At 48.9% G+C, this 14,434-nt stretch carries 10 protein-coding genes; 9 read left to right on the top strand and 1 reads right to left on the bottom strand.

The genetic code is table 11. The features are described 5' to 3' along the window. From AB1656_26080 to AB1656_26060, 5 genes are all read left to right on the top strand, one after another. A partial coding sequence (locus AB1656_26080; protein ID MEW6238868.1) for a hypothetical protein occupies positions 1–225 on the top strand: 225 nt, incomplete at its 5' end. Between the two features lie 7 nt (positions 226–232). Beyond that, a complete protein-coding gene (locus tag AB1656_26075; protein ID MEW6238867.1) occupies positions 233–1,192 on the top strand; it encodes a nitrilase family protein in 960 nt (319 codons plus the stop codon). Positions 1,193–1,459: 267 nt separating this feature from the next. Then, positions 1,460–3,037 (top strand): sodium:proton antiporter, encoded by a 1,578-nt coding sequence (locus AB1656_26070; GenBank protein ID MEW6238866.1) that lies wholly within the window; start codon positions 1,460–1,462, stop codon positions 3,035–3,037. 35 nt (positions 3,038–3,072) lie between these two features. Further along, complete coding sequence (gene elbB, locus AB1656_26065) at positions 3,073–3,735, top strand: isoprenoid biosynthesis glyoxalase ElbB (protein MEW6238865.1); 663 nt, start codon at positions 3,073–3,075, stop codon at positions 3,733–3,735. Positions 3,736–4,163: 428 nt separating this feature from the next. After that, a complete protein-coding gene (locus AB1656_26060; GenBank protein MEW6238864.1) occupies positions 4,164–4,652 on the top strand; it encodes a DinB family protein in 489 nt (162 codons plus the stop codon). Between the two features lie 147 nt (positions 4,653–4,799). Here AB1656_26060 and AB1656_26055 read toward each other — a convergent pair whose 3' ends face one another. Further along, positions 4,800–5,795: a glycosyltransferase family 2 protein gene (locus AB1656_26055; protein ID MEW6238863.1), complete on the bottom strand. Its 996-nt coding sequence runs from the start codon at positions 5,793–5,795 to the stop codon at positions 4,800–4,802. 213 nt (positions 5,796–6,008) lie between these two features. On the opposite strand from AB1656_26055, the gene AB1656_26050 reads away from it, so the two are divergent. The 4 genes from AB1656_26050 (at position 6,009) to AB1656_26035 (ending at position 13,930) form a co-directional block, all read left to right on the top strand. After that, a complete protein-coding gene (locus tag AB1656_26050) occupies positions 6,009–6,458 on the top strand; it encodes a tetratricopeptide repeat protein (protein MEW6238862.1) in 450 nt (149 codons plus the stop codon). A gap of 417 nt (positions 6,459–6,875) precedes the next feature. Then, the gene (locus AB1656_26045; GenBank protein MEW6238861.1) at positions 6,876–7,292 is read left to right on the top strand and encodes a VOC family protein; all 417 of its coding nucleotides are present in this window, start codon (positions 6,876–6,878) and stop codon (positions 7,290–7,292) included. Positions 7,293–8,198: 906 nt separating this feature from the next. Beyond that, the gene (locus tag AB1656_26040; protein ID MEW6238860.1) at positions 8,199–13,085 is read left to right on the top strand and encodes a response regulator; all 4,887 of its coding nucleotides are present in this window, start codon (positions 8,199–8,201) and stop codon (positions 13,083–13,085) included. Between the two features lie 218 nt (positions 13,086–13,303). Further along, positions 13,304–13,930, top strand: coding sequence for a response regulator (locus AB1656_26035; protein ID MEW6238859.1), 627 nt, complete (start codon positions 13,304–13,306; stop codon positions 13,928–13,930). The last annotated feature ends 504 nt before the right edge of the window (positions 13,931–14,434 follow it).

The raw sequence follows: 14,434 nt of genomic DNA, 5'->3' as shown, positions 1-14,434 counted from the left end.
GAAAAACGGAGATTCGCCCTCCCGCAATTCACCTTCGAACAAGAAGAGAGGGCGAGGCTCCTGCCGAGCCAAGGCTACTCTGTCCTTTTTCTTTCTGCAATCGCTGAATTCCTCGGTGTGGCGGCTCATCACTCATCATTCATCATTCAAGAGGGTGGCAAGGGCAAGGTTTTTTCTGCCCTTGAGGAATCCATTCCTAATGTTTCATATATAAAAAGGGATTGAATCAACCATGAAAAACATCCGTGCGGCATCGGTTCAATTCGAATGCGCGGCGGGCGATAAAGCCAAGAATCTAGTGGCTATCGAACGCTTTGCCGCCGAAGCGCATCGACGCGGGGTGGAACTGATCGCTTTCCCGGAATGCTGCGTCACAGGCTACTGGTTTTTGCGCAAGTTGAGCCGAGAGGCGTTGGAGGCGCTGGCGGAACCCGCATATGAGGGGCCGTCTTGCCGGACGATACGCGAACTCTCCATGCAATTTGGCATGACCATCGGCGCCGGCTTCATCGAAAAGGGCGAAGACGGCGCGTTATATAATTCCTACCTTGCCGCTATGCCGGACGGCTCTTGCCGCCGTCATCGGAAACTTCATGCTTTCGTCAGCGAATACCTCGCTTCTGGCTCGGAATTCACGGTTTTCGACGATCCCCACGGCTGCCGCATCGGCGTCTTGATTTGTTACGACAACAACATAATCGAGAACGCCAGAATCAATGCTCTCATGGGAGTAGATATTCTACTGGCGCCCCATCAGACCGGCGGCTGCGATTCCATAAGCCCTCACGCAATGAAAAGAGTCGACCGGGAATTATGGGACAAGCGCAAGGAAAATCCCCAAGCCATCGCGGAAGAATTCCGCGGCCCAAAAGGCCGGGGCTGGCTGATGCGCTGGCTTCCCTCCCGCGCTCACGACAACGGCTTCTTTCTTCTCTTCAGCAATGGCGTGGGCGTGGACGACGACGAGATCCGCACCGGCAACGCCATGATTCTCGATCCTTATGGCCGCATTCTAGCGGAAACCAGCAAAACGGAAGACGACATGGTCATAACGGATTTGGACGCCTCTCTGCTGGATCAATGCACCGGGCGGCGTTGGCTGCAAGCGCGCCGCCCCGAACTCTATTCCTCTCTGGCTCAAGCCACGGGTGACGAACGCGATGCGCGATCGGTTCGTTTTGGGTTGGAGTAGAAGGCCGGTTATTTTTCGCTTGCATTGAGATGTATCCATTTCTCATGTCATGCCCAATTCCCGCTCAATCCGCAAAAGGGGGACATTCCTTGCTTTTTTGGAATTTGCCCTTTAGTATTTTACGATTCTTAGAGCGTTTCAGGATTGTAACGCGCTCGGACAGACGCAGGGCATCCTTTAATCTCCGGCTTCAAGCGGAAGGTTTTTTTTGATATCTATTTATTTCGTCGCTGATTCCATCCTATATCGATAGATTGGTGAAAAACAATGAAAAAATGGGTTGCTCTTCTCGCAGTCTGCATCGTCTTCGGCGCTGTTTTTTCCGCTATGGCGCAAGAACATACCGGTCTGACGCCCGCTCCGGCAGGCGCCGAGACTGTAACTCCGGCGTCGGGAGAACCGGCTCCGGATGCGGCGGCTGCCGCTCCGGCGCAGGAAACAACGGAACATAAGGAAACTGCGCAGGGCGAACATTCGGTGGAAGGCGAACACGGCGGCCACGCCGACCTGGGCGCCGTACTCCCGCTTTGGAGTTCGATTCCCTTCATCGGCATTCTGCTTTCCATCGCGCTGTTTCCGCTTTTCGCGCCCCATTTCTGGCACCATCATTATCCTAAAGTATCTGTTTTCTGGGCTGCGGTATTGGCGATTCCCTTTTTATTCGCTTATGGCAAAGACGCCAGTTACAGCATCTTGCATATTTATATTTTGGATTACATCCCCTTCATTATTTTATTGTGGGCTTTATATACAGTTTCCGGCGGTATTCTGTTGCGGGGCACATTGGTAGGTACGCCAATCGTCAATACGGCTATGCTGGCGATCGGAACGGCGCTCGCTTCCTGGATGGGAACCACCGGCGCGGCGATGCTCATGATCCGCCCCTTCCTGCGCGCCAACAAGCATCGCGCCAACCGCACGTTTATGGTGTGTTTTTTCATCTTTCTGATTGCGAATATTGGTGGAGCATTGACGCCGTTGGGCGATCCGCCCCTTTTCTTGGGCTTTTTGCATGGCGTTCCCTTCTTCTGGACGTTTAAAATTCTGCCGCACATGCTTCTCGCCGCCTTAATCGTTCTTGCTATCTATTTCGTTATGGATTTCATTGCGTATAAGAAAGAGGGCGTAAAACCGCCTGTAGAAGTGAAAGAGCCGTTACGGCTGGATGGCTCATTCAACTTTATCTTCCTTTTTGGAGTAGTGGGAGGCGTGCTTCTCAGCGGATTCTTGGATTTAGGAACCGTCAACATTTTGGGAATTCATGTAGAGAAACAGGGACTCTTGCGCGACGGCATCCTGATCCTGATGGGCATCCTCTCGTTGATATTCACTTCGAAAAAGATACGCGAAGACAATGAATTTACATGGGCCGCCATCCGCGAAGTCGCCTATCTCTTTGCGGGAATTTTCATGACCATGATTCCCTGCCTGGCGATTCTAAAAGCGGGCGAGACCGGCCAGGCGGCGCCGTTGATTAAAGCGGTTCAGGAACCCTATCATTATTTCTGGATCACGGGCGCCCTTTCCAGTTTCCTGGATAACGCGCCGACCTACTTGACCTTCTTCACCAGCGCTCTCGGCAAGTTCTACGCTGGAATGCCGGAAGCGGAAGCGGTGAAGAAACTGCTTGTTGAAAATCCGCTTTACTTGCAAGCGATTTCAGCGGGCGCAGTGTTCTTCGGCGCCATGACCTATATCGGCAATGCGCCCAACTTCATGGTGCGCTCGATCGCGGAAGAAGCGGGAACGCCGATGCCCAGTTTCTTCGGTTTTATGTTTAAATACTCCTGCGTCATATTGCTGCCGGTCTTCGTTCTTGTCACGTGGATCTTTTTCTGGAGTTAAGAATCGCCAAACATTCGATCTAGGAGGATAGGATCATGACGCGAGTCGCCGTAGCGCTTTCGGGATGCGGAGTTTTCGATGGCAGCGAAATCCATGAGGCGGTGCTTACGCTGCTGTATCTGGATCGGGCGGGAGCGGAAATCTCCTGCTATGCGCCCGACAAGCCGCAGATGCACGTCATCGACCACGCTGCGCAGCAGCCAGCCAACGAAACGCGCAACGTTCTTGTCGAATCGGCGCGCATCGCGCGGGGAAATATCGCTCCTCTTTCGCAGCTGAATATGGAGCGCGTGGATGCGGTGATTTTTCCCGGCGGCTTCGGCGCGGCGAAGAACCTTTGCACCTACGCTGTGGATGGGGACGCTTGCCGAATCGATTCCGACGCCGCCCGCGTCATTCAGGATGCCCACGCCAAAGGCAAGGTTATCGGCGCGATTTGCATCTCGCCGGTCTTGGTCGCCCTCGCGTTGAAGGACAAAGGCGTCAAAGCCGTTCTCACGATCGGAACAGACGCCGCCACCGCCGGTTCGATCCGCGCTATGGGTTCGGAGAACAGACCCGCCTCCGTCAGCGAAATCGTCGTGGACGAGAAGAACCGGATCGTTACGACTCCAGCGTATATGTTGGGACCGACGATTTCCAAAGTGGCGGAAGGCATCGAGAAACTGGTCAATAAAGTATTGGAAATGGCATCCTGATTATTTGTTTTACGCTTAAAATTCGCAAGACGGGCGGTCGATTCCGCCCGTTTTTATAGGTAGTATTGATATGAATAACTCATGTTACGCAGCTTATACTGTCACGCCATCGGAAAAATCATCCAGAGAAGCGTTGAGGTTTCCAAGATGATGTCTCTTTCGACGCGTAAAAGAGTCGTATGCCGCGAAATTTCATCTCCCAGCCTTGAAAGGCAGGGCTATTGCCAAATGCCCCTTTAAAGGGGCAAACGACAATAGCCCGCCGTTTTAACGGCGGGTTGACTGTCATTTTTTTCGTGATTTTCTTTTTATTTCTTGCTTTCGCGATTCAAAACGGCGATCATAATAGATTTCTCGAACTTTTTCTTGCGCGTAACATGAGTTACTCATAAAGCCGGTTGAATAATATTTTGGAAAAAGGAATAAAAATGCCGAATGAAACCGCTATGGCGTTTGTGGAGTATTCCCGCTATAAATTAAGAGAAGACTACTTTCCCAAAATCCGTAAGTGCTGCGAAAACCTTTCCGAAGAGGATGTATGGCGCAGGCCTAATGAGCATAGCAATTCCGTGGGAAATATCCTGCTTCATCTCTGCGGAAATCTGCGCCAATGGATTATCCACGGCCTCGGCGGCGTGGAGGATGTCCGCAATCGTCCCCAAGAATTCGCCGAACGCAGCCCCATCCCCAAAGCGCAATTGCTGGCGAAACTGGAAGGGACGCTCAAGGAAGTCGACGAAACGCTGGCAAGATTCGATCTTTCCCGGCTGTTGGAAAAAAAGACAGTGCAGGGATTCGCTGAAACCAACCTTACGGTTGTCTATCACGTCGTCGAGCATTTCGCCCAGCACTTAGGGCAAATTTCCTACATTACCAAGATGCTCTGCGATGTAGATTTGAAATATTTCCATCTTTAAGGCGATAAGGGATTATGAGCGAAATGATGAGTGATGAATGATGAATGATGAAAAAGAATAAGTACTTATGTAGGGTGGGCTCAAAGAATCGCAGGGTGGGCTCAAAGCGAAGCGTAGCCCACCATTATCCTATGGAAAAGCAAGAACTTATGTTCTGTCCTCGTCGGTGAAAGGCAGATTGATCGTTTCTCGTATGACATAAGTTTTCTTTCCCCTGCTTTCGTGATAGACGCGGGTAATCAATTCCGCCAATAAGCCGATCATGATGATCTGGACGCCCACCAGCGCGAAGAATACGGCTAAGAGCAATAACGGATTGTTGCTAGCTTTGTCATGCTCAATATATTTTTCATACAACACGTCGAGGGCGCAAATCCCGGCGGCGGATTGGAAGAATAGGCCGATGGCGCCGAAAAAGTGCATAGGCCGGGTGAGGTAACTCCCCAATAGAACGAGAAGCGGCAAATCCAGCAGCACTTTAAATGTTTTGATAATGGAATATTTCGACTTGCCTCGCGTCCGCCGATGGTGCTCCACTTCCACTTCACCCACCTTCGCCCCCTGCCAATAACCGTAGAGGGTAATGAACCGGTGCATCTCGCCATACAAAGAAACCGGGCTGAGAGCTTCGCGGCGGTAAGCTTTCAACGTGCAGCCGTGATCGTGCAATTTCACGCCGGTGAGGAGGGAAATAAACCAGTTGGCGGCGCGGGAAGGCAGAACCTTCGTCAAATAGGGATCGCGCCTCCGCCTGCGCCAGCCGCTGACGATGTCGTATCCTTCCTCCAGGCGGGCAAGCAGTTTGGGGATGTCGCGCGGATCGTTCTGAAAATCGGCGTCCATAAGAATAAGAATCTCCCCCTGCGCGGCGTCGATTCCCGCCGCGATGGCGGCGGTCTGCCCGAAATTGCGCCGCAGGACGATAACTTTCATTTTGGGATTCCCGGCGGCCAGCTCCCGCAAAACGGCGGCGGAAGCGTCGTCGCTGCCGTCGTCGCAATAGACGATTTCGTACGGACGATTCAAACCGTCCAATGCTCCTGTCAACGCCTCGTGCAGCGGCTTTAGGTTTTCCGCCTCGTTGTAAACGGGCAGGATGACGGATAGATAAACGGAAGGCGCGTTCGCCGCGGGACGATTCAAATTCTTCCTCCGAATTCGAGAGTTGGTCAAATGGCTTGGTTCGAACTAATTTTCTACTCCTTATTCATAGGGGTCAATAAGATAAGAGATAAATTATACGATTTTACTCATCATTCATCACTCATCATTTGCTTTTATGCCTTGTTTTTCCCGGTTAAGCCGTTATGATTGTTTTCTTTAGATTATTTACAAGCCCGAAAGGCGGATTGCGGCATGACTCAAGCGAAAGAAGCGAGAACCACGATTTACGAATATGAAATCGGACGATTTCTGGAATTAATGAAAGAAAATCGGGAATACGCCTTTTCGCGCTATGGTTTGACGCTTCTTTACAGTCTGCCGCCGGAAGAGACCTTCGCCTTGAAGAGCGAGATGGGTTGGAAAGGCAAAGACCCCCTTGATTATTATAACATGGGTACGATGGAATGCCTGCAAGGTAAATGGAAAGAGGGCATGAAACTATTCGAAAAAGCGGAAGCCGCCGGTTGCGGACAACCCGAATTGTTTTTCAATATCGGCGTCATATTCGAAGATCAAAAAGATATTCCCCAAGCGAAAGCCTACTATCAGAAATACATCGACGCCGTGGAAAAATACGACGATATCCCGAAAAAGTTGCAATTGGAATTGGATGAAGTCAGAGATCATCTGAAAACGCTATAAAGGATATTTTTCATCCCGGCGTAGAAAAAGATAGACGTTCCCATCCCCAGCACCACCTACCTTGAGCTGCATGGCATAGCGGGCCGCTTCGCTTTGTGCATGCACATTGCTTCTATATCCGCCGACTTGCCAATCACGGTTCGACATGATTTTATCGCGATGGCGAAAATCGAAGAACGCAAATCGTAACCATACGAATATCAAGAGGGATGCGCATTGAAATCCATGCCGCCGATCTATGTTGCGATAGACGCATGGATGATGGACGAACGTGTAAGATAAATATATGATTCAAATTGACTTATCTATTAGCGAAATGCAAAAGGCCAATATCCTTGGATCCTTGCCGCTCTTTAGAATCGCGAATAAACCTACAATTTGGGCAAGTCATTTTTTTATAAGAAATTGGAGAAAAACATGAACGTTCAACCTTACTTGTTCTTTGATGGCCGATGCGAGGAAGCGCTGGAATTCTATCGTAACGTTTTAGACGCCGAAATTTTGATGATGATGCGGTTTAAGGAGAGTCCCGATCCCGCCATGCGTCAGTCGGGAGCGCCGGACAAAGTGATGCATTCGAGTTTCCGAATCGGAGAGACTACTTTGATGGCGTCGGATGGTCGATGCCAGGAGGAGCCGAGTTTTCATGGTTTTTCATTGTCTATTACGGTACCCGATGCGGTAAAAGCGGATACGTTATTCGCTGCACTTAGCGAAGGCGGTCAAATTCAAATGCCCTTAATTCAAACATTCTTCTCGCCGAAATTTGGCATGGTCGCCGACCGCTTTGGCGTGTCGTGGATGATCATCGTTGCTGCGGCGAAATCAAGTTAAGACGAAGCGGCGAATAGTCTGCGGCATTACGCTGGAAAAAAGACCTGCTGGCATGGCTGGAAACGTTCCGCGCGCATCGCAAGATGCGCGCGGTGGGAGTATTTTATCACTTGCAACGCGCTTTGAATAGTATAATTCCTGCTTTGAATTTCCTTCATTCCACATAACGTTAACAAAATCCAAACCAAATCATATTAACTTAATGATCCGGTTAAATGATATATATAAAATAAAGAAAGATTACAATAGATAGGTAAAAAACCATTAAATATTTGTCATTAGTCCAAGCATTCATTATACTTAATAGGAATGTAAAATCCAATAAATTAATCCTATAAACAGCATTAAATGGAAAGTTGTTATTTAATAAAATTCAAAGGATTATGATAGTTTTCCGTTGGCCTTTCGGTGAAAGCCTGCCCTATTGCGCCGATCTCGAATCATTTATCCAACTTTTTGGTTTAGTATAACCTAGAGGGTGTGAGAATAGGATTGGAATAAGGAAAACCGATCATTCGAATATCGCGGCCATTTCCCGCTCGCTTTAAAGATCAATTCATTCAACATATTCGTTTAAATCAACTTATACCAGTATGCGTTAGGATTATTGCTTATATATTCCCTCGCCCTCTGGGAGAGGGTTAGGGTGAGGGAATAATAAGTCTAATAATATCAACCCTCACCTAACCTCTCCCAATCTTGGGGGAGGAATTTGAAAAGCGACAACCTCAATGCAGATTAGTATTAGATGGAGAACGCGTAAAATATCTATTATCCCCTTAGACAACTTTAATTGGATGGTCCGAGCGCCGCTAGGGGCGCTTTGGGGATCGTTCCCTGCAAATCATCTGAAATACATCGGTTTCTATTTGCATTAGCCTGCAAATTGTGGGTGGGAGGCTCGTTATGGAAGGCCAAATGATTGGGCAAAACGAGATATCGAATCGGCTGGAGAGTCAACCGCCGCTAACTTTGATCCCTCGAAATCCGGAAGGCTCTTCTAGGACTCATTCAAGCTGGATCGTTCGCTTCAAGTGGGCGATGTATCTAGTCTGGACTTTGGTTGTTACTGTTCAATTGGCCTATCTTATTTACCATGATTTCAAAGATGTTCGATCCATCGCGTTGATGGAAGCCCGCGTTCACTTCAACAAAGACGAAGCCGTTCGAAGGTGGGTCGCCCGCCATGGCGGAGCATATGTTCCAATCGACGAACATACGCCTCCGAATCCTTACTTAAACCATATCACCGAGCGAGATATCGAGACGCCATCGGGGAAACGTCTCACTCTTATGAATCCCGCTTATGTGATGCGCCAAATGAAGCAAGAATATTCGGATTTGTACGGAATTGCAGGTCATCTTACCAGTCTTAATCTTCTACGGCCCCAAAATGCGCCCGACGATTGGGAACGGGAGGCGCTTCTAGCATTCGCGCAGGGAGCAAAGGAATTAACCGAGTTTACGGAAATTAACGGTCAGCCTTACTTGCGGCTGATGCGGCCTTTATACGCGGATGCAGGCTGTCTCAAATGTCACAGCGGCCAAGTGTCCAAGGCCGGAGATTTGCGGGGCGGAATCAGTATTTCATTGCCTATGTCGCCGCTATTAAAAAACATGTGGGATGGAATCTATTCCACCCTCTTATCGTTGGGATTGCTCTGGGCGTTGGGAATCGGCGGGATCAGTTTGAGCGCGCGAAGTTTGATTAAGCGATCCCGGGAACGTGATCTTGCGATAGAGGAATTGCAAAAACACCACGACCATCTTGAGGAATTGGTACAAGAACGCACGAGCGAGATTTCGCGCGCCAACGAACAATTGCACCGGGAAATTTCCGATCGCGTACGAACGGAAAGAGCGCTGCGCGAACAGAAGGATTTACTAGAAAATACCATCGAAGCTCTTAATCATCCTTTCTTCGTTATCGATGCGCGCGATTACTCGGTCGTGCTGGCGAATTCCGCGGCGAGGATTTACCGCAACGCTCAAGTTGGATCGAAATGCTACATGTTCACGCATAAACGCAACGAGCCATGTAACACGAAAGAGTACAAGTGCCCGCTCGCCGAAGTAATACGGACAAAGATGCCGGTCCAGAGCGAACATATCCACTATGACGCCAACGGCGATCCTTTTTATATTGAGATTCACGCTTTCCCGATTATCGACGAGGGAGGCGAAGTCTGCCAGATGATCGAATATGGCATAGATATCACCGAGCGGAAGCGGGCGGAAGTTGCGTTGCGCGAAAGCGAGGCGAATTTAAAGGCAGCGCAAAGAATCGCCCGGCTGGGCCGATGGGAGTTGGACCTCGTTAACAACCGGCTGCAATGGTCGGAAAGCATTTTTGAGATTTTTGGAATCGATCCAGTGATATTCGGCGCTTCCTATGAGGCGTTTTTGGAAGCTATCCACCCCGATGATCGCGAAATAGTCAATCGGGCCTATATCGAATCGGTGAAAAACAAGACTCCCTACGAAATCACGCATCGTTTGCTAATGAAGGATGGACAGATCAAGTGGGTGAACGAATCCTGTCAAACCGAATACGATCAACAAGGACAAGCAATCCGGTCTATTGGCATCGTACAGGATATTACCGAGCGCAAGCTGATCGAAAATGCGCAATCGTTTCTCCTGCAATTGGGATTGTCGGCTTCGGGCGAAGATTTCTTCGAAGCGTTGGCGCGTTACTTAGCCGAAACGATGAACATGGATTATGTCTGCATCAATCGCTTGTCGGGAGATTGCTTGTCTGCGCAGACAGTAGCCATCTACTGCGATGGCCGCATCGAGGATAACGTATCTTATACCTTGAAAGATACTCCCTGCGATGAAGTGGCGGGGAAAACAATATGTTGCTATCCCAAAGATGTACGCCATTTATTTCCCAAGGATGCGGCGCTCCAGGAATTGGGGGCTGAAAGTTATGTAGGAACCACTCTTTGGAGCTGCGAAGGAAAGCCGATCGGTTTGATCGCCGTCATCGGACGCCAACCGTTTGCGAATCCCAAACCGGCGGAATCGATGCTCAAGTCGATCGCCGTGTACGCCGCCAGCGAGTTGGAGCGAAGAGAAGCGGAAGCCGAAATACGCCATCTGTCGTCTTTTCCCGAATTGAATCCCAATCCCGTTGTGGAATTCGACCGTGAAGGAGAAATCCTTTACATCAACAAGTCGGCGAAATCCATATTGGCGCGATGGAATTTAACCGATCCTCGCGCCTTTTTCCCTTCGGATATTAAGGAGATATTGACGGCTTTCGCAGAAGGATCTGCTACGCAGTTTCAACGGGAAATACGAATCAATGGTCTGACCTTCAGCGGAATCTTTCATTTCACGCCGGAATTCAATTCGGTTCGTCTATACGCCCACGACATTACCGAGCGGAAAAAAGCGGAGGAAGAAGTAGGCATACTTTCCCGCGCCGTAGAACAAAGCCCGGCCGCCTTGGTTATTACCGATATAAAGGGAAACATCGAATACGCCAATCCCAAGTTTTTCCGATTAACCGGCTATGATCCGCGTGAAATCATAGGACAAAATCCCCGCCTATTGAAATCCGGCGTTCATTCCCGCGAATTTTACGAAGAACTGTGGTCGACGATCTTATCCGGCAACGATTGGCGGGGAGAAATTTGCAATAAAAAGAAGAACGGCGAACTCTATTGGGTGGATGCCTCGATTTCGCCTTTCCGGAATTCGCTAGGCGAAATCACGCATTTTCTTTCCGTTAAGGAGGAAATCACAGAACGCAAAGAAATGGAAGCTTTCTTAAAACAAGCGAAAGAAAAAGCTGAGGAAGCCACCCGCGCCAAAAGCGACTTTCTCGCCAATATGAGCCATGAAATACGCACGCCTATGAACGGGATTATAGGAATGACGGAACTTTTATTGGAGACGCCGCTCAACGAAGCGCAAAAGGAATACGCCTCCAAAATTCTTGCTTCCATGGAATCGTTGATGACGATCATCAACGACATTCTTGATTTTTCCAAAATCGAAGCCGGAAAATTGTCTTTGGAATCGACGCCTTTCGATCTGGAAAAGGTTGTGGAGGAGGTAATTAATCTATTTCGCTTACCCGCCATCCAAAAGAACGTGGAGTTGATCGTCCATTACGGAGCGCAGGCTCCCAACATCTTTATTGGCGATCCCGGCCGAATAAGGCAAATTCTCGTAAATCTAACGGGCAACGCCGTAAAATTCACGCGCCAAGGGAGCGTGTTGCTCGACGTACGGAGCCAGGAATTGCTTCCGGAAAAGGAGCGGCTGCATTTCTCCATTCAGGATACCGGCATCGGCATTCCATCGGATAAATTGAACGTAGTCTTCGATAAATTCTCTCAAGCGGATTCTTCAACGACGCGGATGTTTGGGGGGACGGGATTGGGATTGTCGATCTGCAAGCATTTGGTGGAGATAATGGGGGGAAGCATCGAGGTCTTCAGCGAATTGGGGAAAGGAACGACGTTCGCTTTTTCGTTGGAATTGCCGGTGATCAAGGAGAATCTGGAAACCTTCGCCGAAAAGAGCGGCGTTATCTGCGATTCCGTCCTGATTGTGGACGATAACGAGATCAATCGAAGGATTTATAGCAAGTATCTGTCTCAATGGAATATCCGTCATAGAGCCGCCGCCACCGGCGAGGAAGCGCTAGAGATTCTGCGCGGCGCTCGCGAGAAGCATGAATCCTTCGAGCTCGCCATCATCGATCGGCAAATGCCGGGTATGGATGGGGAAGCTCTAGGCAGGGCGATTCAGGCCGATGAAGCGTTGCGGGGATTGCGCATGATTATGTTCTCTTCGACGGGCGATAAAAAAGACGAACAACGCATGAAACAATTGGGCTTCGAATCCTATTGGAACAAACCGGTTACCCGATCCGTTTTTTTCAATGCTATTCAGACCGCCGGCGGCGTGAGGAAAAAGCCGGAGAGCGTCGAATCGCAGGAAAGATTCGCGCCAGGCGAAAAAATTCGGAACCTCAGGATTTTGCTCGTCGAGGACAACAAATTCAATCAACAAGTGGCGCTTGGATTTCTGGAACGGTTTGGATACCAGGCGGATGTGGCGGAAGATGGACGAGAGGCGTTGGAAAAATGGGAAAAGAATTCGTACAACCTCGTGTTTATGGATGTTCATATGCCGGTCATGGACGGTTATTCGACGACGCGCGAGATACGTTTGCGGGAAAAGGGCAACCGATCCACCGTCATTGTGGCCATGACGGCCAACGCCATGAAAGGAGACCGGGAGAAATGTCTGGCGGCGGGTATGGACGATTATATCGCCAAGCCTATGCGGATGAGAGAGATGAGAAGCGTGATCGAAAAATATTATTATCCATCCGCCAGCGTAGAGAGGCAGGCGTTGAGGGATGGGTTGGCGGCGGATGAATCGGCTACTGTCCGCGAGAATATCAAAGAGAGTGAGTCCGCCGTTTTTGTACTATCCGAAGCGTTGAAGTGCGTCAGCGGGAATTTTTCGCGGCTGCGAAAGATGATTGAGATTGCTCTCAAAGACATTCCGATCCAAATCCAATTTTTAACAGAAGCCCTTGAACAGGGCGAAAGGGAAGCGGCGGAGCGGCGAGCGCATACGATAAAAGGCGAAGCCGCTAACATCGGAGCGCAACAGCTGCGATGGAAAGCCCAGGAGATCGAACAATTCGCCGCCGCTGGCGATATGATCTCCGCCGCTAAGGAATTGACAGCTTTGCGAGACGAATTCCGCCAAGCGCGCGAAGCCATTGAAAAAACGGATTGGGAGCATCATGAAAATCAATAAGCCATGTTGCGCAGGAAAGTCATTTTCGAGATTTTTTAAAAGAGAGGCTCATGCAAAATTAATGAATTCTGTCTTAAAATTCTCCCCCCCAAGATTGGGGGGAGTTAGAGGGGGGTTGATTTTAATGGACTTAACGTCAACCCCCTCCTAACCTCCCCCAAGCTTGGGGGAGGAATAAAGGAATTTTGCAAGAGGCTCAAGAGAAACGGGATATGAAAATGAAAATATTAATCGCAGACGACGATCCAACCGCTTTGTTTTTGCTTCAAGAGAATTTAACGGAATGGGGATTCGACATCGCATTGGCGTCCGACGGCAATGAGGCCTGGAATCTAATACAGCAGACTTCCCAGCCGCAAATCGCCATTTTGGATTGGATCATGCCGGGAATGAATGGTCTGGAAATTTGCAGCCGATTGAGACAAGAAGAAAAAGATCGTTACATTTATATTTTACTATTAACTTCTAAGAATCGTTGCGAGAATATTGTTCAAGGTTTAGAAGCGGGAGCGGACGATTATATAATAAAGCCCTTTGATGCGCTAGAACTGAAGGCGCGAATCGCAACAGGGAAGAGAATCATTGAACTTCAGGATGAATTGCTGCAGGTGAGAGAAAAGCAAAATCAGCTGATTCTCGAACTGACGCAAGCGTTGGAAAATGTTAAAACTTTATCCGGTTTAATCCCCATCTGCGCCTGGTGTAAAAAAATCCGCGACGATGAAGGGTATTGGAACCGCGTCGAGGAATATTTAACCGATCATTCGGACGCAAAATTTACCCATAGCATTTGTCCCGAGTGCAAAAAGCAACTCTGCGGAGAACGCGATTTTATAAAAAAATGAGCCTCTTGCAAAATTCCATTATTCCTCCCCCAAGCCTGGGGTTCGTTCAGGAGGGTGTTGCTTTAAGTCTAATAAAATCAACCCCCCTCTAACTCCCCCCAAGCTTGGGGGGAGAATTAAATAGCGGATTTTATGAATTTTGCAAGAGCCTCAAATAAGATAAGCAATACGGATTGAGGAAAGGATTTGATTAGCTTTTGGAAGAATCGAAGTAAGGAATAAGCTATTCTCCATCGGAAGGCTATCCATTGTAGAATTACCTATTTATTTGGAAAGCCGGGCGCTTTTTAATCGATTCAAGAAACTATACAGAAGGGGGGGCGAATAAGTATAATGAAAGAGCCTCTTGCAAGACCCTATTATTCCTCCCCCAAGCATGGGGGAGGTTAGGAGGCAATGTCGTTAAGTTAAGGATAGACTAATTCCTTAATCGAAAATATCAACAAATCTAATAGCATGAATTTGTTGAATTTAAAATCCCTCACCCTAACCCTCTCCCAGAGG

The sequence above is a fragment of the Candidatus Omnitrophota bacterium genome (assembly GCA_040755155.1).
Lineage (GTDB): Bacteria > Hinthialibacterota > Hinthialibacteria > Hinthialibacterales > Hinthialibacteraceae > JBFMBP01.
The sequence above is the reverse complement of the archived record's forward strand: the minus strand, read 5'-3'. Positions and strand labels throughout refer to the sequence as shown.